Below are 20,255 nucleotides of genomic sequence, written 5' to 3'. Positions count from 1 at the left end.
TCAAGGTGACACTTGAGCCTCAAGCCGCTCAACCTCTTCCCGAATACCCTGGGACAAGGCCTGCGCAAATCGGTTCAACCTTTCATTCCGCTGATCGCCCTGATGTCGCACCAGGTGAAAACTCCGGGTCAAACTCACCTGATCCGTCAGGATTTTCTGCAGGTTCGGATGGAACGGCAGGGTAAAATCATGGGCCACACAAACCCCTGTTCCAAGCGTGGCCTGCCGCAGCTGAACCGACACCGAATTTGATGCAAGCGCGACACGGTCAACACCGATATCAACAAGATAGTCCAACTCGCGATCAAAGATCATATCGGGAATGTACCCAATCATACGATGGCCATTCAGGTCCTGGATCGAACGGATTGCCGGGTAAGAGGTCAGATAGTCGCGCGTCGCAACAAGGTGCAGTTTGTAATCGGTGATTTTCTGGACCAGAAGGCTCCCCGCCGTTGGTGCACTGACGGTCACCGCCATATCAGCCTCGCGCCGGGACAGGTTGATCACGCGCGGTAGGGCCAGGATCTGAATATCCAGATCGGGGTTTGCATCGCTGATTTTCGCGCAGACCTGCGGCAAAAGATAGTTGGCCGACCCGTCCGGCGCGCCAATCCGTATTTGTCCGCTGAGCGTTTTTGACGTTCCCGCCATCGCGCCAGCCGCCGCGCGCATCGCCTCTTCGGCTTTTAGCCCGTGTTCCATCAGGCGCTCACCTGCAGCGGCCAAAAGGTAGCCTTGTTGCGACTTGGTAAACAGGGGGGCTTCCAATGAGGCTTCTAACCGAGCGATCCGCCGCCCGACGGTGGCTGGGTCAATCTTCAGCTGACGCCCGGCAGCCGAAAGGCTTTCTTCTCGCGCGACGGCCAGAAAGACCCGCATATCATCCCAGTTTGGTGTCACCGCCTGCCCTTTGCATTTTTGCAAAACATCTTTGGGACATTGCCTCTGTTCAAGTAAATTATGCAAGCCTATTGTGCGCACAAACGCATCGGAGGAGATCTGCAATGACCGAGCTGTCCCATTTCATCAACGGCGAGAATGTCGCCGGAACCTCAGGACGATTTGCCGACGTCTTTAACCCCGCCACTGGCGAGGTGCAGTACAAGTGCCCTATGGCCAGTGCCGCAGAAACCACAGCCGCAATCGAAAGCGCAGCCGCCGCGCAGCTGGCCTGGGGGGCAACCAATCCACAGAAACGCGCACGTGTCATGATGGCTATGGTTCACCTGATGAACCGTGACATGGACAAACTGGCCGAAGCGCTGAGCCGTGAGCACGGTAAAACCATCCCCGACGCCAAGGGCGACCTGCAGCGTGGTCTTGAGGTGATCGAATACTGCATCGCCGCGCCTCAGATGCTGAAAGGTGAATTCACCGACAGCGCAGGTCCGGGCATTGACATGTATTCGATGCGTCAGCCGCTGGGTGTTGTTGCTTCGATCATGCCGTTCAATTTCCCGGCCATGATGCCGCTGTGGCACGTGGGTCCTGCACTGGCCTGCGGCAACGCCGTGGTTCTGAAACCGTCTGAGCGTGACCCCTCGGTACCGCTGATGCTGGCTGAACTGTTCGTCGAAGCCGGCCTGCCCAAGGGCGTCTTCCAGGTCGTCAACGGCGACAAAGAGGCCGTGGACACTCTGCTGGACAGCGATACCATTCAGGGCGTGTCCTTTGTTGGCTCGACCCCGATCGCGCAATACATCTATTCCCGCGCAACCGCGAACGGTAAGCGCGCGCAGTGTTTCGGCGGCGCCAAGAACCACATGATCGTCATGCCTGACGCGGATTTGGATCAGGCTGCCGACGCTCTGGTCGGTGCCGGGTTTGGCGCGGCGGGCGAACGCTGCATGGCCATCTCGGTTGCTGTGCCTGTTGGCGAAGAAACCGCTGACGCTCTGATCGAAAAACTGATCCCGCGTGTCGAAAAGCTGAAGGTCGGCCCCTACACTGCCGGCGATGACGTCGACATGGGCCCAGTTGTAACCGGTGCTGCCAAAGAGCGTATTCTTGGTCTGATCAACTCGGGCGTAGAACAAGGCGCGAAGCTGGTTGTTGATAACCGCGACTTCAGCTTGCAGGGCTATGAGGACGGCTTCTTTGTCGGCCCGCACCTTTTCGACAACGTGACGCCTGAGATGGACATCTACAAGCAAGAGATCTTTGGCCCGGTTCTGTCGACCGTGCGCGCAGGCTCTTATGAAGAAGCGCTGAAACTGGCGATGGATCACGAATACGGCAATGGCACTGCAATCTTCACGCGCGATGGCGACACCGCGCGCGACTTTGCCAGCCGTGTGAATATCGGCATGGTCGGTATCAACGTTCCGATCCCGGTTCCGCTGGCCTACCACACCTTTGGCGGCTGGAAGAAATCCATGTTTGGTGACCTGAACCAGCACGGTCCGGACAGCTTCAAGTTCTACACCCGCACGAAAACCGTTACGGCCCGTTGGCCGTCGGGCATCAAAGAAGGTGGCGAGTTCAACTTCAAAGCGATGGACTGATTTTTAGCGTCAAATTGACCAAAGGCCGCCTCAATGGGCGGCCTTTTTCGTTCCTCGTCAAGGTATCAGTTGTTTAGGAGCTCGCTCAGATCTGCCAATTTGGTTTTCAGCTCATAAGATACGGGAATTTCCAGGGTTTCTGATTTCTTGGTCATATCGTGCGGTCTCCGAACATCTGTGGGCCTGTCCCTTGGAAATGGAGGGGCCAAGTTAGAAAAATACCCCAAGCCTTATCCGGCAAACAGCAAAACCCTGTCCGGACACCGGTCAATTCCTCGTCCGAGCAGGCAAAAAACCGCGTGAAACATGTAAATCTCACGGAAAATTTAAGCCAAGCATCTGGCCCTGAAGCAACGCAGTCACTAAATTGCTGAAAACTCTCGAGCAGTCCTTCAGGAGGCATCCGTGTCCAGTTCCCGTATTAATCGTCGTACCGCCTTGCTGGGTGCTGCGTCCGTCCTTGCGACACCGACGCTGTTGCGCGCCCAAAGTTCAGATGCTTTCCCAACAACAGAAGAGGCGATCAGCACGCAATTGCCGGTGCGCCGCAATGTCTCGTCCTTCTCGCAACAGAACTGGCAGGACCATTTTGACCAGCTGGGCGCTGGCGCTTTGCTGGCCGATATCACAAGCCGCGCGGTGCACTATTGGGGACCCGATGGCACCTACAAGCTGTACCCCAGTTCGGTACCGATGAGCGAAGAGCTGACCAAGCGCGGCTATACCAAAGTTGTGCGCAAAGCGGAAAACCCAAGCTGGACGCCGACCGCCTCGATGCGCGAACGCGACCCGCTTTTGCCGGTTCGTATGGAAGGCGGGGAGCCCGGCAACCCGCTGGGTACACGCGCTATGTATCTAGGTTGGCCAGCTTATCTTGTGCACGGAACTCATGATACGCGAAAGATCGGACGCCAAAGCTCGTCAGGGTGCATTGGCCTGTATAACCAACATGTCGAGGAGCTTTATCCTCTGGTAAAAGTCGGAACCCAAGTCAGACTAGTCTAACGAAAAAGCCCCGGTCATCAGAACCGGGGCTTTCTTCTTCTCAGACGGGGGTCTTATTCCGGCAGTATGACCGCATCGACGACGTGGATCACTCCATTGCTGGTTTCGATGTCGGCCTGAACGACCTTCGCATCGTTCACTTTTACGCCATTCTTGGCGTTCACGCTCAGACGGTCGCCTTGTACGGTAAGCACCTTCGCACGTTTGCCAGCGATATCACCCGACATCACCTTGGCCGGGACCACGTGATAGGTGAGGATTTCGACCAGCTGATCTTTGTTTTCCGGCAACAAAAGCGTTTCTACCGTTCCTTCGGGCAATGCAGCAAAAGCTTCATCAGTCGGTGCGAACACTGTGAACGGTCCGTCACTTTTCAATGTGTCGACAAGACCCGCAGCTTGAACAGCGGCGACCAATGTGTTGAAGGACCCGGCCGATACTGCGGTATCTACGATATCTGCAGCCTGTGCTTTTACAGGCAGTGTCAGTGCAATTGCGGCGGCGGCGCCCATAAACGTACGACGAAACATGGCTGTCATCTCCTCTCCAGCTTGTTATGGAAAGGGGTACGGGCGCTTAGTCGCGCCGGATCACTAACTGATCAATTTTCTTTGACCTGAACCCATATGCTTTGGGCACGACCGTCCTTCAAAAACGGCAAGGCCGCGACCGCATCGGGACGATCCTGCTGAAGGTAATAGCCGGGCCAAAGCATTGAATATGCACCAGATTGCAGGAGTGCATGAAGCATGTACTGCTCACCCCAGCCCGGGCAATCATAGAAGAACCGGTTGGGATATTCGTAGGGCAGAAAAACATCGTGCACATGAATGACCACACCGGGTTTGAGCGTCGGAATGATGCGGCAGAACAGGTGCGCGACGTCATTGCTCATGCGAACAACGTGGCTGGAATCGATAAACAACACGTCACCGGATTCGAGATGCTCGAACAGTGCCGGATCGACTTCTTCCAGACGTTTTTGTTCGAACTCATCCACCACATGCGCGATATCTGCCCGTGGATACGGATCGATTGCGGTAACCATGGTCTGCAACCCGCCGTCAATTACCGCCTGTCGCGTCACACGGGTCGAGTTGCCGCAACCCACCTCGATCACACGCTTAGGTTTGAACCGGCGGATCATCAGATACAGCGCGTCCGCATCCGGACTGTCGTAGTAGCCGTTGTTGATACGGTATCCGGTCTTGTTGCGCGCCGGGTCTTTCAGAGCTTCCAGAGAAGCAGAGTGTTCTTGGTATTCCGACACCAATTGAGTGATGTCGAACCCATCCATCCCTGGTGACAGAGCATAGGCCGGGTGGGTCAGCCCCCCTGCCCGTTCAAACGCCTCAAGGCGCGCGCGCTCGTCCCGTTCGGTTACTCTGTCGATCAGTTTCACACCAAACCGGTCTAGCACGGCGTTCAGCCGGGGGAATTTCCTTGGTTTCACGGGGGACTCCGAGTTTGGTGACAGTCTAGACGCCTCCTTACCTGTGCGTATGGGGGCTTCGCAAGAACCCAGCTGGCAAACACTTGGCAAAAAGACAATTTCCGTATTCACTGGTCAGAACATAGTTGCGAGGGCCGGAATGCAGCAGGAATTTACGCTGGGCATCGAAGAAGAGTATCTGCTCGTTGATCGAGACAGTCTGGAACTCGCCGAAGCGCCTGCCGCCTTGATGGAAGCCTGCCAGGCCGATTTTGAAGGACAGGTCAGCCCCGAATTCCTGCAATGTCAGATCGAGGTTGGTACGCGGCCGCATGTGACCATCAGTTCTGCGCGCGAGGATTTGAAACGCTTGCGGTCCTGTGTTTCGAAACGCGCCGCCGAGCACAACCTTGCCCCAATCGCTGTATCCTGCCACCCCTTTGCCGACTGGAAAAAGCAGCAACATACGCGCAAAGACCGATATGACGCCCTCCAACACGCGTTGGGCGGAGTGGCGCGGCGTATGCTGATCTGTGGCATGCATGTCCATATCGGGGTGGCCGATTCAGCCTTGCGCGCCGACCTGATTCCGCAGCTGTCCTACTTTCTGCCGCATCTCTTGGCCTTGTCGACGTCATCGCCCTATTGGAACGGTGAGGACACAGGTCTGTCTTCGTACAGGTTAACGGTTTTTGACAACTTGCCCCGCACCGGACTCCCGCCGATCTTTTCCGGCTGGTCCGAATATGAGCGTACTACTGGCGTTCTGGTCGAACTGGGCGTGATCGAAGACACCACGAAAATCTGGTGGGATTTGCGACCGTCGCACCAATATCCAACGCTGGAAACCCGGATCATGGACGTGCAGCCCCGCATGGAACATGCACTTTCTCTGGCCGCGATGGTGCAGGCGTTAACGCGCATGCTATGCCGTCTGAAAGACCGAAACCTCAGGTGGCGGCAATATGATCGGTTCCTGATTGGCGAAAATCGCTGGCGCGCGCAACGCTATGGCGTGGGCGAAGGCATGATCGACTTCGGAGATCGCTCGATCAAACCTATGCCGGAACTCATGGGCGAACTGATGGGCTTACTCGCCGAAGATGCAGAAGCCTTGGGCACCATGACCGAGTTGGCGAAGCTGCAGCAAATTGCCCAGAACGGCACCTCGGCCACCCGCCAGCGCCGGATACATGCCGAAGCTGCTGCAAAAGGCGATGATCCGGGAAAAGCCGTGGTTCAGCACCTGATCGACGAGTTTCATCAGGATCTCTGAACGCCCCTGACATTTCCTGCAGATGATTGTGCCGGTGATTGCTGGCCGTGCAAAATTTCTGTAAGGATTGGGAAATAAACACTCGTTCAATTCACCGGGCAGCGTGGGAGGCAAGCCATGGATTTCGCAACAACCGAAGAGCAGAATGCGATCTTCGACATGGCCCATGATTTCGGGCAGGAAAACATCGCTCCATATGCCCGCCAGTGGGAGGCCGAAGGCACCATCCCCAAAGACCTGTGGCCGCGCATTGGTGAGTTGGGCTTCGGCGGTCTTTATGTTTCTGAAGACAGCGGCGGCTCTGGCTTGACGCGTCTGGACGCCACGCTTGTATTCGAGGCTTTGTCGATGGCCTGCCCCTCTGTCGCGGCCTTTCTGTCGATCCACAACATGTGCGCCAAGATGCTGGACAACTTTGCCAGTGACGAGCTGAAATCCCGCATCATGCCCGATGTTCTTAGCTTGAACACCGTGCTCAGCTATTGTCTGACCGAGCCCGGATCGGGTTCTGACGCGGCCGCTTTGAAAACCCGCGCTGAACGCACAAACGAAGGCTATACCCTGAACGGTACCAAGGCGTTTATCTCGGGCAGCGGATACTCGGATGCCTATGTCTGCATGGTGCGCACCGGTCAGGATGGCCCCAAGGGCATTTCGACGGTTTATGTCGAGGATGGCACCCCAGGCCTGAGCTTTGGCGCGCTTGAACAAAAGATGGGGTGGAAAAGCCAGCCTACTGCTCAGGTACAGTTCGACGATTGCAAGATCCCCTCCGACAACCTTGTCGGTGTCGAAGGCGACGGTTTTAAATACGCAATGATGGGTCTGGATGGCGGACGTCTGAACATCGCCTCGTGTTCATTGGGTGCCGCGCAATCCGGGTTGAACATGACCCTGCAGTATATGTCCGAGCGGAAGGCTTTCGGACAATCTATCGACCAGTTTCAGGCCCTGCAGTTCCGTCTGGCAGATATGGAGATCGAGCTGCAAGCCGCCCGGACCTTCCTACGTCAGGCGGCGTGGAAACTGGATCAAGGCGCACCCGATGCAACAAAATTCTGCGCCATGGCCAAGAAATTCGTAACCGAGACAGGATCGAAAGTGGTGGATCAGTGCCTGCAGTTACATGGCGGCTATGGTTATTTGGCCGATTACGGTATCGAAAAGCTTGTGCGCGATCTGCGCGTGCATCAGATTTTGGAAGGCACGAACGAGATCATGAGGGTCATCGTTGCCCGCCAGATGCTCTCTCAGCGCTGAGGACTTTATGTCGGACATCTATATTCGCACTACAGGCCGCGCCGGTCGTATCACCCTGACCCGGACCAAGGCGCTGAATGCGCTCAGCTATGATATGTGCCTGGCCATCGACACCGCCTTGCGCAACTGGCGTGAAGATGATGCGATCGATCTGGTTGTTCTTGATGCCGAAGGCGACAAGGCCTTTTGCGCGGGCGGTGACATTGCCGAGCTTTATGAGACCGGAACCAAGGGCGACTTTGAGTACGGCCGAAAGTTCTGGCGCGATGAGTACCGCTTGAATGCTCTGATCTTCGAATACCCAAAGCCGGTTGTCAGCTTTCTGCAGGGTTTCACCATGGGTGGAGGCGTCGGCATCGGGTGCCATGGCAGCCATCGCATCGTGGGTGAAACGTCGCAAATCGCCCTGCCCGAATGCTCGATCGGTTTGGTTCCGGATGTCGGCAGCACGCTGATGCTGGCGCTTGCGCCCGGAAGGTTGGGCGAATACCTCGGCACAACAGGGCATCGCATGGGGCCAGCCGATGCCATTCTGGCCGGTTTCGCAGATCATTACATTCCGATCCAGCAATGGTCGGATCTGATCGACATGCTTGAAGCATCCGGCGACGCCAGCATTCTTGAAAGCCATTCCGAAACGCCGCCCCAAGGCTCGTTGGTCGCAATGCAAGATGCAATTGAGACGGATTTCGGGGGCGAAACGCTTGGAGATATCCAGAACAGCCTGCGCAACTCGAACAATGACGCCGCCGCTGACGCGCTGAAGTTGATCGGGCGTAATTCACCACTCTCCATGGCCTGCACGATCGAGATGCTGCACCGTCTCCGCACTCCAAACCTGACCATACGCAAGGCGTTGGAACTGGAGTATCGCTTCACCTATCGCGCAATGGAACACGGGGATTTTCTGGAAGGTATTCGGGCGCAGATCATCGACAAGGATCGCAACCCGAGCTGGCGCCATCAGAACCAAGACGTACCGGCTGTCGCTGTTTCAAAGATGCTACAACCTTTGGGCGCGGACACGCTGACTTTTGAGGAGGATTAAGAAATGAAAATCGGGTTTATCGGTCTGGGCAACATGGGCAATCCGATGGCGGCCAACCTTGCCAAAGCAGGGCATGATGTCAGCGGCTTTGATATGGCGGATGTCACCGTGCCGGGTGTCACTATGGCCAGCTCCGGTCCTGAGGCCGCGACCGATGCCGATATCGTCGTGACCATGCTGCCAAACGGGCAAATCCTGCGGGCGGTGGCAAATGAGATCATTCCCGCCATGAGACCCGGCGCGGTCTGGATCGACTGTTCAACGGTCGATGTCGACAGCGCCCGTGCCGTCGCTGAGCAGGCCAAGGAAGCGGACGTTCTTGCAGTCGACGCCCCTGTGTCAGGTGGTATCGGCGGTGCGGCAGCGGGTACCCTGACTTTCATGGCAGGCGGTAGCGACGCGGCGTTTGAAAAGGCATCGCCGCTGTTCGACATCATGGGTCAGAAGGCTGTGCATTGCGGCGAATCCGGTGCTGGTCAAGCGGCCAAGATTTGCAACAACATGATCCTGGGCGTAACCATGATCGCCACCTGCGAAGCCTTTGCGCTGGCCGACAAGCTTGGGTTGGATCGGCAAAAGATGTTCGATGTGGTCAGCACGTCTTCGGGCTATAGCTGGACGATGAACGCCTATTGCCCTGCCCCAGGTGTCGGCCCTGCAAGCCCCGCGGACAACGGCTATCAGCCCGGTTTCGCGGCTGAACTGATGCTGAAAGATCTTCGCCTCAGCCAGCAAGCTGCTGAAAGTTCGAACGCAGACACGCCCATGGGACAGGTTGCAACGGCGCTATATGAGAAATTCGTCGAATCCGAAGACGGGCTGGGCAAGGATTTTTCCGCCATGCTGCCACGTTTTGAAAACCGTACCAGGAGCTAGGCGCCGCAGGGTGGCAACTTCCTGCCCATCGGGTTGACCGGCGGACAAACAGCGGCCATCTGTTTCCTAACCGCGCTTTAACGCGAAAGGAAACATGATGTCGCGAATTCTGTCTGTTACTTTGACCATTGTCGCGCTTTCATTGAGTCCGGCTACAGCAATTGCAGGGAACGGAAAGAGTAAGGCGGGTCATTGCCCGCCTGGCTTGGCAAAAAAAGCAGTGCCCTGTGTTCCGCCGGGTCAGGTAAAAAACCAGTACAAAAAGGGCGACTATATCACGCGCGACTATCGCTGGATCAATGATCCCTACCGTTATGGTCTGAATCGCGGCGGATCCTACATTCGCGCGGGCGATTACGTTTATCGTGTCGACCCCGAAACGCAAAAGGTGCTGAACCTGATCGGCGCAGTGGCTGATATTCTTTACTAAAGAACTGCACTATTCCGCAGCAACGCGCGCACCGTCCAACATCGGTTTGAGATACCTGCCGGTATGGCTGCGGTCGACCTCGGCCACATTCTCGGGCGTCCCGGTTGCCACGATTTCACCACCGCCATCGCCGCCTTCCGGGCCAATATCAATGATGTGGTCGGCGGTTTTGACGACATCCAGATTGTGTTCAATCACAACGACAGTATTGCCCTGATCGACCAGTTCATGCAGCACTTCCAATAACTTGCGCACGTCTTCGAAATGTAGGCCAGTGGTTGGTTCATCCAGAATATACAAAGTCCGCCCGGTCGAGCGTTTGGACAATTCTTTTGAAAGCTTCACGCGCTGCGCTTCACCTCCCGAAAGTGTGGTCGCCTGCTGCCCAACCTTAATATAACCAAGCCCGACCCGCGCCAGTGCGTCCATTTTATCGCGGATCGACGGCACGGCCTTAAAGAACTCCTGCGCGTCTTCGACGGTCATATCAAGGACATCGGCGATAGACTTGCCTTTGAACTTGATCTCCAGCGTTTCGCGGTTGTACCGCGCGCCCTTACAGGTTTCGCAGGTGACGTAAACATCGGGCAGGAAATGCATCTCAATCTTGATGACGCCGTCACCCTGACAGGCCTCGCAACGACCACCCTTGACGTTAAAGCTGAACCGTCCGGGCTTATAGCCGCGCGCCTTTGCCTCGGGCAGACCGGCAAACCAATCGCGGATCGGCGTGAAGGCCCCGGTGTAAGTCGCTGGATTTGAACGCGGAGTTCGCCCGATAGGGCGCTGGTCAATGTCGATGACCTTGTCCAGATGCTCCAACCCTTTGATGGTTTCGCAGGGCGCCGGCGTTTGCCGTGCGCCGTTCAAACGCATCGAAGCGGTTTTGAACAGTGTTTCAATCGTAAGCGTCGATTTCCCGCCTCCGGAAACGCCGGTGACGCAGACAAACTTGCCGAGCGGAAACTCCGCCGTCACGTTCTTCAGATTGTTCCCGGTCGCTTTGACAACCGTAACCTTCTTTTTGTTCCCTTTGCGTCGCTCGGCCGGGACCGAAATCTCGCGGGTTCCCGACAAGTATTGCCCGGTCACAGAGGCCGCATCAGCCGCGATCTGGTCAGGCGTTCCCTTACTGACAACTTGACCGCCATGCACGCCAGCCCCTGGCCCGATGTCAAAAACAAAATCCGCCTCGCGGATTGCTTCCTCGTCATGCTCGACGACAATCACGGTGTTACCCTGATCACGCAGATTCTTGAGCGTTCCAAGCAAGCGGTCGTTGTCACGCTGGTGCAGACCGATGGACGGTTCATCCAGAACGTACAAAACCCCTGTCAAACCCGATCCGATCTGACTGGCCAGACGAATGCGCTGGCTTTCACCACCAGACAAGGTACCACTTGAGCGGGACAGCGTAAGGTATTCCAAACCAACGTTATTCAGAAATCCAAGCCGTTCGCGGATTTCCTTGAGAATGGCACGCGCGATTTCGTTTTTCTGCGCACTCATGTGATTTGGGGCGTCTTCGATCCAGGCCAAGGCCTCGCGGATCGACATCTGAACAACCTGCCCGACATGCGCGCTTGCGATCTTAACCGCCAGCGCCTCGGGACGGAGGCGATAGCCTTCACAGGCACCACAGGGACGGTTGTTCTGATACCGCTCAAACTCTTCCCGAATCCAGGCGCTGTCAGTCTCGCGATAGCGGCGCTGCATATTCGGGATCACGCCCTCAAAGCTGCGGGTGACCTGATAGACCCGCCCGCCTTCATCATAGCGGAATTGGATTTCTTCGTCGCCGGAACCGCGTAGAAACACTTGCTGCACCTTTGGTGGCAGGTCCTTCCAAGGCGTGTTCTTGTCGAACTCATAGTGTCGGGCAATCGCTTCGATGGTCTGCAGAAAGTACGGCGACTTTCCCTTGCGCCAGGGCGCCAACGCCCCATCGTATAGTTTCAGGGTCTGGTCCGGCACCACAAGGCGTTCGTCAAAGAACAGCTCGACACCCAGACCATCACAATCCGGGCACGCCCCGAACGGAGCATTGAACGAAAACAAACGGGGTTCGATTTCAGGAATGGTGAAGCCGCTGACCGGGCAAGCAAAATTCTCGCTGAAGGTGATCCGTTCCGGATCGCCCTCACGCGGCGCGGTTTCCAGAACGGCGATACCGTCGGCCAAGTCCAACGCGGTACGCAAACTGTCGGCCAGCCGGGTCTCCATCCCTTCTCGCACGACCAACCGGTCAACGACGACATCAATGTCATGGCGATATTTCTTGTCCAACGTGGGCGGTTCATCCAGTTCGTAGAATTCTCCGTCGACCTTAACGCGCTGAAAACCCTGCTTGCGCAGTTCGAGGAATTCCTTTTTGTATTCGCCTTTGCGGTCGCGCACGATGGGGGCGAGCAAGTATCCGCGCGTCCCCTCTTCCATCGTCATGATGCGGTCGACCATGTCCTGAACCTGCTGCGCCTCAATCGGCTGCCCAGTAGCGGGGCTGTACGGCGTTCCGGACCGGGCGAATAACAAGCGCATATAGTCATAGATCTCGGTGACCGTTCCGACGGTCGAACGCGGGTTCTTGGACGTTGTCTTCTGTTCGATCGAGATGGCTGGTGACAGGCCGCTGATGTGATCCACATCCGGCTTTTCCATCATGTCCAGAAACTGGCGGGCATAGGCTGACAAGCTTTCAACGTAGCGCCGCTGGCCCTCGGCATAGATCGTGTCAAAAGCCAAAGACGACTTACCAGACCCCGACAGCCCGGTGATCACCACGAGCTGATCACGTGGGATGTCCACGTCGATACCCTTGAGGTTATGTTCGCGCGCTCCACGCACTTCGATATTCTTCAGCTCAGCCATTTTTGGCCCCCAACACACAAGTGTCTTAGAAATAGGTGAACGACGCTGGAACTCCAACAGAAAAATCAGAACAAAGCAAGAACTGTCATTTATTCGCCTATCCAACAAAGCAGCATCGCAACTGACACGCCGAAGCGTGCAACAAGTTACGATTTCAACGCTGACTTTTGGGAAAATGGCGCGGTTGACGGGGCTCGAACCCGCGACCCCCGGCGTGACAGGCCGGTACTCTAACCAACTGAGCTACAACCGCGCATCTATTTTCGTGATCCCTTAACCCGGATCCAGGCTGACAGCAGTGGCGCGGTTGACGGGGCTCGAACCCGCGACCCCCGGCGTGACAGGCCGGTACTCTAACCATCTGAGCTACAACCGCCCGCTGTCTGTTCATCGCTGAACGTTTGGGTGTATTATGGCTACGCCCCGACATCGTCAAGCGGCGTTTTGAAGTTTTTTCGAAGAACCTGATTTTTTCCGAATGAGCCATCCGCCACCGAGGCCGCAAAACCAGCTTTTCATGAGCTGCATCGAATTCAATACCGGCCATCTTGCCAACTAATCCGAGTCGCTGTAACAGCAGCGCCTATGGGTGATTAGCTCAGTGGTAGAGCGCTTCGTTCACATCGAAGATGTCAGGAGTTCAAATCTCTTATCACCCACCATTCCACTTCCTCAGAATCAACGCCTTCTAAGGCCTTGAAATTACATTGCTTGCCAGCTTGTGTTTCAGCTGCGTATCGTTCCTGCATCTGCCGTGTGATCAACCGGCGCTGAGGCATGGGGTTTCGCATGGCCAAATTGAAACGGGATATTGGCCTTGTCGGCCTGACCTTCATTTCGGTCGGTGGAATTATCGGTTCCGGCTGGTTGTTCGGCCCCCTCCTCGCAGTTCAACACGCAGGTCCTGCCGCTATCCTTTCGTGGATCATTGGCGCGGTGGCCATGTTCGTTCTTGCGATAACCTTCGCCGAGATTTCGGCCATGCTGCCCATTCCCGGAGGGATCGCCCGCGTCCCCCAGTTTTCGCACGGGAACATCGTTTCGATGGCAATGGGGTGGACCGCCTGGATTGGCTACAACACCACCGCCCCGATTGAGGTCGAGGCGATGCTGAAATACCTCGGGCCTTACGCTCCCTGGCTGCACACAGCCGATACGGGCGATTTGACCGGCGCGGGTATCGCCGTGGCGTTGTTTTTCATGTTGTTGTTCGTTGTCATTAATGCGTTGGGGGTAAAATTCTTCACGCAAGTCAACGCGACACTGACATGGGCCAAAATTGCCATTCCTATCGTTCTGTCGGTTCTGCTGATCGCAAGTCGATTTGACACAGGGAACTTCACCCAACCGGGTGGTTTTGCGCCGTACGGCTTGCAGGGCATCATGGCGGCTGTTTCAACCGGAGGCGTCATCTTTTCCTTCATCGGTTTCCGTCATGTGGTCGATATGGCTGGTGAGGTTCGAAACCCCAAAGTGGCCATTCCTGCGGCGCTGGTGCTGTCTATTATTCTGTGTGCGGCCATCTATGTCGGATTGCAGATCGCGTTTATCGGCGCACTTGACCCGGAGATGCTAAAGAACGGCTGGGCAAGCCTGAATTTTAGCGGTCAGGGGCCATTGGACGGGGTCATCCTATCGGTTGGGATCGTCTGGTTCCTGAGCGTTTTGAACATAGGCTCGGTCATTGGCCCCTTCGGCAACGGTTTGGTATCGACAGGCTCGAACGCGCGCATTGCACTGGCCTTGTCACAGAACGGGTTCCTGCCAAAGCGTTTGCAACTACTGTCTTCATTTGGGGTGCCCTTGTGGGCCTTGGCTCTGAACTTTCTGATCGGAATCCTGTTCCTTCTTACGGTCCCGTTCACCACCGTTATTGCTCTGAATGGTGCGGCCATCGTTGTGTCTTTCGCCGTTGGGCCAATCGCCGTTGTGTGCCTGCGCCGCCTGATGCCGGACCGCCCGCGTTCCATTCGCATCCCCATCGTCAAAGTGGTGGCCATCACGGCCTTCGCTATCGCCACACTCATCGTCTATTGGAGCGGTTGGGACACCGTTTGGCGGCTTGGCATAGCGTTAATCGTCGGGTTTGTTCTTCTTCTCGCACGGTTCCACAATCGGCTGGAGGAAATGGACGTGACCGAGGCCCTTTGGCTGGTTCCCTATTTCGGAGGGATCGGCCTGATCTCGTTCTTGGGACAGTTCGGGGAAGGTGCGCTTAAGCAAATCCCCTTTGGCTGGGATATTTTGCTGTGCATCCTGTTTTCAATCGTCATTTTCGGTCTGGCGGTCCGATCCTCCCTGTCCGCCAAAAAGTTTCAGACTTACATCGCCGAGGAAGAAGTTCTGGACCCGAAGAAACCCGTTATCGGCTTCTGAAAAAGAAAAAGGCGGGGAATACCCCGCCTTTTCTTTGTCTATCGCCTATCGCTTAGTGCGTCGTAGCTGACGGGCTCGCGCTTTCAGTGGCCTTCGCGGCGGCTGCGGCAGCCTCTTCCGCGGCCTCATCCCACTCAATCGCTTCCGGCTCACGCACCAGCGCCAGTTTGAGAACTTCGGACACGTGCTCGACCGGAATGATCTTCAGACCTTCTTTCACGTTGTCCGGGATCTCGGCCAGGTCCTTTTCGTTCTCTTCCGGGATCAGAACAGTCTTGATGCCACCGCGAAGGGCCGCCAGCAGTTTCTCTTTCAAACCACCAATCGGCATCGCATTTCCGCGCAACGAAACCTCACCCGTCATCGCGATGTCCTTGCGAACCGGAATACCGGTCAGCACGGATACGATCGAGGTCACCATGGCCAGACCAGCCGAAGGCCCGTCTTTCGGAGTCGCACCATCCGGCACGTGCACGTGGATGTCTATCTTGTCGAACTTGGGTGGCTTCACCCCAATCTGAGGCGAAATTGACCGCACATAAGACGACGCCGCATCGATGGATTCCTTCATCACATCGCCCAGCTTGCCGGTGGTCTTCATCCGGCCCTTGCCCGGCAGCTTCAGCGCCTCAATATGCAGCAGATCACCACCGACCGATGTCCACGCCAGACCGGTGACAACACCAACCTGATCGTCCTGTTCGGCCAAACCATAGCGGAACTTGGGAACGCCCAGGAACTCATCCAGATTGTCTGGCGTCACCGTCACCGATTCAGCCTCTTTCTTGATGATCTTGGTCAGCGACTTCCGCGCCACCTTGGCGATTTCACGTTCTAGGTTCCGAACGCCAGCTTCCCGCGTGTAAGTGCGGATGATCGAATGCAGCGCGTCATCGGTAAGTTCGAACTCTTTGGCCTTCAGGCCGTGGTTCTTCACCTGCTTGCTGATCAGATGCTGCTTGGCGATCTCACTTTTTTCGTCCTCGGTATAGCCGGCCAGCGGAATGATCTCCATCCGGTCCAGCAGGGGCCCTGGCATGTTGTAGCTGTTGGATGTGGTCAGGAACATCACGTTGGACAGGTCGTATTCGACCTCAAGATAGTGATCCATGAACGTGCTGTTCTGTTCCGGGTCCAACACCTCGAGCATCGCCGAAGCCGGGTCACCACGGAAGTCCTGCCCCATCTTGTCGATCTCGTCGAGCAGGATGAGCGGGTTTGTGGTCTTCGCCTTTTTCAGCGCCTGGATGATCTTACCAGGCATCGAACCGATATAGGTCCGACGGTGGCCACGGATCTCGGACTCGTCACGCACACCGCCCAGCGAGATGCGGATGAACTCACGCCCCGTCGCACGTGCAACCGACTTACCAAGCGAGGTTTTACCCACACCCGGAGGGCCAACAAGGCACATGATCGGGCCCTTCAGCTTTTTCGAACGTTGCTGAACAGCCAGATATTCGACGATCCGTTCCTTGACCTTCTCAAGGCCATAGTGGTCGGCATCCAGAATGTCCTGCGCGCGGCCCAGATCCTTTTTGACGCGGGATTTGGTACCCCACGGCAAGGCCAGAATCCAATCCAGATAGTTGCGTACGACGGTGGCCTCAGCCGACATCGGGCTCATGTTGCGCAGCTTTTTCAGCTCGCCTTCGGCCTTTTCGCGCGCCTCTTTCGAAAGCTTGGTCTCTTCGATCTTGGCTTCCAGTTCAGCAACTTCATTGCTGCCGTCTTCGCCATCACCAAGTTCCTTCTGAATGGCCTTCATCTGCTCATTCAGATAGTACTCGCGCTGCGTCTTCTCCATCTGGGTTTTGACGCGGGTCTTGATCTTTTTCTCGACCTGCAGAACCGACATTTCGCCCTGCATCAGGCCATAGACCTTCTCAAGTCGCTCGCTGACGCTGAGGGTTTCCAGCAGGTCTTGCTTTTGTTCAACTTCAATCCCCAAATGACCCGACACAAGGTCAGCCAGCTTTGCCGGTTCGGTGGATTCTCCAACTGCGGTCAACGCTTCTTCGGGGATGTTTTTGCGCACTTTCGCGTAACGCTCGAATTCATCCGCAACCGTGCGCTGCAGTGCTTCGGTTGTCGTTACGTCGCCCGGAATTTCGGTCAAATACTCGGCGCGCGCCTCAAAAAATTCTTCGTTTTCAAGGAATTCCGTGATCATCACACGGGCTTGCCCCTCGACCAGCACCTTCACGGTGCCGTCCGGCAATTTCAGCAATTGCAGTACATTGGCCAGCACACCGGACCGGTAGATGCCGTCCTCAGTTGGGTCATCGTCGCTCGGGTCGATCTGGCTGGACAACAGAATCTGCTTGTCGTCCTGCATCACTTCTTCCAGCGCTCGGACGGATTTTTCCCGACCGACGAACAGCGGCACGATCATATGCGGGAAAACCACGATATCGCGCAGCGGCAGCACTGGGTATGAGGAGTTCAGGGGCTCTTGCATGCTCTATCCTTATCATTGGCAAGACGGCTCTGGTCCCTCATCGAGGCAACGCCTGTCCGTCTCCTGTACTTTAGAGTGAAGAAATGGTGCACATGGGCACACAATTCAACCTTCCCTTTTGACCATCACCATGACGCGAACCAGAAAGATCGGCAAGCCGATAACAGGACCACAGAAGCTAATTTCTGGGGCCGAGCTGGATAGAAGAGAATACCTTGTCCGGCAATCTCTGTAGGAACCCAACTAAATATTCCGGCAACAAGTCATAAAACTGCCATTTTTCCGCTCAAAACAGTTTCCAAAATGGAACCAATAAATCGAACGTGGAGATCTCTGCCATGACAGCGTCAAACCCCACAAGCGCCGCGGATATTGACTATGAAAAGTAATTGTCTGCCCGAGACTCTGATCATACCGCGTTGCTAACACACGCGGCAAAATCGTCCGGCCGGTCCCCAGTTCAGATTCAGCGCGAGTTTAACAAAATAGCCAAGTCGCACAGCAGATTGAACATGGCCGAATATGTGCGTAACGGGCTGCATCATTCTGATCGGTTCTCAGACGCTCAAAGATCCGAGTACATTTCAAACGATCTTCACTGTCCAATCACGCATATTTGCAACCACACTGGCTGGCAAAGCGCAGCTGAAGACAAAGTATTAGCGACAACTCTGCTCAATGAGGTGGATGTGCCGGTCCTGGACATTGTGGGCGTAATCGACCAAACCTCACGTGTATTTCCAGGCATAAAAAAGATCTGCACTGCGGATGAACTACGCGAAACGGCACTGGACAATCTACAAACGGGCCTGTTTGGGAAAATTACTGAAGGGATGGTCAGCTTTGGCGCATTCCGAATCCAGAACGCTGATAATGATACTTTAACATGCGCGGGGATGAACCCTGTACCATACGAAGAATTCTTGTCAGAAACCGTTGGGCAGAACTCGTATGTCTTGCAACCTTTGCTTCACAATCATTCAGCCCTCAGGCCGTATGCTTCTGCTCTGGCCACGATTAGAATGGTGAACCTGCTTCGCGAGGACGACGTTTTTTGTCCGATCGCAGTGATCAAGCTGCCCCAAAACGACAATATCGCTGATGCCTTTTGGCGCCCCGGTAATCTAGCTTGTGCGATTGACCCCGAGACTGGAAAAATCACTACCGTCACTCGGCGTGATGGCATGGAGGTTACCTTTCTGGAAGATCACCCCGAAACAGCCGGTTTGATGGGAATGCAATTGCCCTACTGGCAAGAATTGCGCGAGATAAACAGCCGTGCTGCCCGAACCTTTGCGCCGATACGTTATCAATCCACCGACATCGCAATTACTGAGTTAGGCCCCGTTGTTGTTGAATTGAATTACGGCGGCGGTTTCGACTTACCTCAATACGCGACTGGTCGCGGAATGCTTACAAAAGAAGTCCGGGATTTTTTTGAGAGCTTTGGTTATGACTTCGGTCAAGCGCCGAACAAAAAACGGCGTTCACTGCTTGGTTTTAGGCGTTAACAGTCTGTTTTGGGAAGGTGAGGAACCTTCCCAAACCTCGCCATGCCTAGACTGGTTCAATATCCCCCTGCGCACGCTGTGCGTGGAACTCGACCTGCCAGGCATCGAATGTTCCGGCGGCGATGGCGTCGCGCATGCCCTGCATGATCTCTTGGAAATAGTGCAGATTATGCCAGGTCAGCAGCATACCCGAGATCATCTCGTTCGAGCGGAACACGTGGTGCAGATAGGCGCGGGAGTAGTTTGAACAGGCAGGACACGTACAGAGTTCATCCAACGGGCGCGGATCGTCGGAATGCCGGGCATTCTTGATGTTCACCACGCCGTAGCGCGTGAATACCTGCCCTGTGCGCCCCGAGCGGGACGGCAGCACACAATCCATCATGTCAATGCCACGCGCAACGGCGCCGACGATATCATCCGGTTTTCCAACGCCCATCAGATAACGTGGTTTGTCGACCGGCAGCATGTCCGGCGCAAAGTCCAGCACGTCGAACATCGCCTCTTGGCCTTCACCCACGGCAAGTCCACCGACGGCGTAACCTTCGAAACCGATCTCTTTCAGCGCCTCGGCCGATTCCTCGCGGAAATCCTGCTCAAGCCCGCCCTGCTGAATGCCGAACAAAGCGTGACCGGGACGATCCCCGAAAGCGTCACGCGACCGCTCGGCCCACCGCATCGACAGGCGCATCGACTCGGCAATGCGATCCCGGTCAGCGGGCAACGCTGGGCATTCGTCGAAACACATGACGATGTCGGACCCCAACAGGCGCTGAATCTCCATCGATCGCTCAGGCGTCAATTCGTGGCGCGAGCCGTCGATATGAGATTTGAAGGTCACACCCTTTTCAGTCAGCTTGCGCAACCCGGCCAGCGACATAACCTGAAACCCACCTGAATCCGTCAGTATCGGCCGTTCCCAATTCATGAACTTGTGCAACCCGCCCAAACGGTCGATCCGCTCGGCTGTCGGGCGCAGCATCAAGTGATAGGTGTTGCCCAACAGGATGTCCGCCCCTGTGGCGCGTACGCTTTCCGGCATCATCGCTTTGACCGTTGCCGCCGTGCCAACCGGCATAAAGGCCGGCGTGCGCACCTCACCGCGTGGAGTATGGATTACCCCGGTGCGTGCTTTGCCATCCGTGGCTTTCAGGTCAAATGAGAAACGGTCTGTCATGTGAATGCCTCAGGGTCGCTAAACCGGG

At 56.0% G+C, this 20,255-nt stretch carries 15 protein-coding genes and 3 tRNA genes; 10 read left to right on the top strand and 8 right to left on the bottom strand.

Annotated elements, in window-relative coordinates; translation table 11 throughout:
• The gene (locus AC2FJC_RS13625; RefSeq protein ID WP_496739910.1) at positions 1–903 is read right to left on the bottom strand and encodes a LysR family transcriptional regulator; all 903 of its coding nucleotides are present in this window, start codon (positions 901–903) and stop codon (positions 1–3) included.
• A gap of 104 nt (positions 904–1,007) precedes the next feature.
• Here AC2FJC_RS13625 and AC2FJC_RS13620 point away from each other — a divergent pair, with 104 nt between their 5' ends.
• Positions 1,008–2,507: a CoA-acylating methylmalonate-semialdehyde dehydrogenase gene (locus AC2FJC_RS13620; RefSeq protein WP_496739909.1), complete on the top strand. Its 1,500-nt coding sequence runs from the start codon at positions 1,008–1,010 to the stop codon at positions 2,505–2,507.
• A gap of 405 nt (positions 2,508–2,912) precedes the next feature.
• Positions 2,913–3,512 carry a L,D-transpeptidase gene (locus AC2FJC_RS13615; protein WP_496722651.1) on the top strand — a complete coding sequence of 200 codons (600 nt, stop codon included), beginning with the start codon at positions 2,913–2,915 and terminating at the stop codon, positions 3,510–3,512.
• Positions 3,513–3,565: 53 nt separating this feature from the next.
• Here the strand turns inward: AC2FJC_RS13615 and AC2FJC_RS13610 are convergent, their stop codons facing one another.
• On the bottom strand, positions 3,566–4,042 hold the full coding sequence (locus AC2FJC_RS13610) for a fasciclin domain-containing protein (protein WP_496722649.1): 477 nt from the start codon (positions 4,040–4,042) through the stop codon (positions 3,566–3,568).
• Between the two features lie 71 nt (positions 4,043–4,113).
• A complete protein-coding gene (locus AC2FJC_RS13605) occupies positions 4,114–4,965 on the bottom strand; it encodes a class I SAM-dependent methyltransferase (protein ID WP_496739908.1) in 852 nt (283 codons plus the stop codon).
• 139 nt (positions 4,966–5,104) lie between these two features.
• Here AC2FJC_RS13605 and AC2FJC_RS13600 point away from each other — a divergent pair, with 139 nt between their 5' ends.
• From AC2FJC_RS13600 to AC2FJC_RS13580, 5 genes are all read left to right on the top strand, one after another.
• Positions 5,105–6,220 carry a carboxylate-amine ligase gene (locus AC2FJC_RS13600; protein WP_496739907.1) on the top strand — a complete coding sequence of 372 codons (1,116 nt, stop codon included), beginning with the start codon at positions 5,105–5,107 and terminating at the stop codon, positions 6,218–6,220.
• A gap of 117 nt (positions 6,221–6,337) precedes the next feature.
• Entirely contained in the window at positions 6,338–7,480 is a 1,143-nt protein-coding gene (locus tag AC2FJC_RS13595; RefSeq protein WP_496739906.1) for an acyl-CoA dehydrogenase family protein, read from the top strand.
• A gap of 7 nt (positions 7,481–7,487) precedes the next feature.
• The gene (locus AC2FJC_RS13590) at positions 7,488–8,528 is read left to right on the top strand and encodes an enoyl-CoA hydratase/isomerase family protein (RefSeq protein WP_496739905.1); all 1,041 of its coding nucleotides are present in this window, start codon (positions 7,488–7,490) and stop codon (positions 8,526–8,528) included.
• Positions 8,529–8,531: 3 nt separating this feature from the next.
• Positions 8,532–9,404: a 3-hydroxyisobutyrate dehydrogenase gene (mmsB, locus tag AC2FJC_RS13585; protein WP_496739904.1), complete on the top strand. Its 873-nt coding sequence runs from the start codon at positions 8,532–8,534 to the stop codon at positions 9,402–9,404.
• A gap of 97 nt (positions 9,405–9,501) precedes the next feature.
• The gene (locus tag AC2FJC_RS13580; RefSeq protein WP_282118530.1) at positions 9,502–9,834 is read left to right on the top strand and encodes a hypothetical protein; all 333 of its coding nucleotides are present in this window, start codon (positions 9,502–9,504) and stop codon (positions 9,832–9,834) included.
• Positions 9,835–9,843: 9 nt separating this feature from the next.
• Here AC2FJC_RS13580 and uvrA read toward each other — a convergent pair whose 3' ends face one another.
• The 3 genes from uvrA to AC2FJC_RS13565 all read right to left on the bottom strand — a co-directional run bounded on the left by uvrA (position 9,844) and on the right by AC2FJC_RS13565 (position 13,078).
• Positions 9,844–12,702 (bottom strand): excinuclease ABC subunit UvrA, encoded by a 2,859-nt coding sequence (uvrA, locus tag AC2FJC_RS13575; protein ID WP_496739903.1) that lies wholly within the window; start codon positions 12,700–12,702, stop codon positions 9,844–9,846.
• A gap of 176 nt (positions 12,703–12,878) precedes the next feature.
• A tRNA-Asp gene (locus AC2FJC_RS13570) sits at positions 12,879–12,955 on the bottom strand.
• A 46-nt stretch (positions 12,956–13,001) separates the two neighbouring features.
• Positions 13,002–13,078 (bottom strand) — tRNA-Asp (locus AC2FJC_RS13565).
• Between the two features lie 211 nt (positions 13,079–13,289).
• Here AC2FJC_RS13565 and AC2FJC_RS13560 point away from each other — a divergent pair.
• Positions 13,290–13,364, top strand: a tRNA-Val gene (locus AC2FJC_RS13560).
• Between the two features lie 127 nt (positions 13,365–13,491).
• Positions 13,492–15,078, top strand: a complete 1,587-nt coding sequence (locus AC2FJC_RS13555; RefSeq protein WP_496739902.1) for an APC family permease — start codon at positions 13,492–13,494, stop codon at positions 15,076–15,078.
• 52 nt (positions 15,079–15,130) lie between these two features.
• Here the strand turns inward: AC2FJC_RS13555 and lon are convergent, their stop codons facing one another.
• On the bottom strand, positions 15,131–17,539 hold the full coding sequence (gene lon / locus AC2FJC_RS13550; RefSeq protein ID WP_058277828.1) for an endopeptidase La: 2,409 nt from the start codon (positions 17,537–17,539) through the stop codon (positions 15,131–15,133).
• Positions 17,540–18,051: 512 nt separating this feature from the next.
• On the opposite strand from lon, the gene AC2FJC_RS13545 reads away from it, so the two are divergent.
• Positions 18,052–19,050 carry a sugar-transfer associated ATP-grasp domain-containing protein gene (locus AC2FJC_RS13545; protein WP_496739901.1) on the top strand — a complete coding sequence of 333 codons (999 nt, stop codon included), beginning with the start codon at positions 18,052–18,054 and terminating at the stop codon, positions 19,048–19,050.
• A gap of 46 nt (positions 19,051–19,096) precedes the next feature.
• Here AC2FJC_RS13545 and tgt read toward each other — a convergent pair whose 3' ends face one another.
• Positions 19,097–20,227, bottom strand: coding sequence for a tRNA guanosine(34) transglycosylase Tgt (tgt, locus tag AC2FJC_RS13540; RefSeq protein ID WP_496739900.1), 1,131 nt, complete (start codon positions 20,225–20,227; stop codon positions 19,097–19,099).
• Between the last annotated feature and the right edge of the window lie 28 nt (positions 20,228–20,255).

It is taken from the genome of Ruegeria sp. CDSB117, from assembly GCF_059611005.1.
This window is presented reverse-complemented; position numbering and strand designations above follow the sequence as displayed.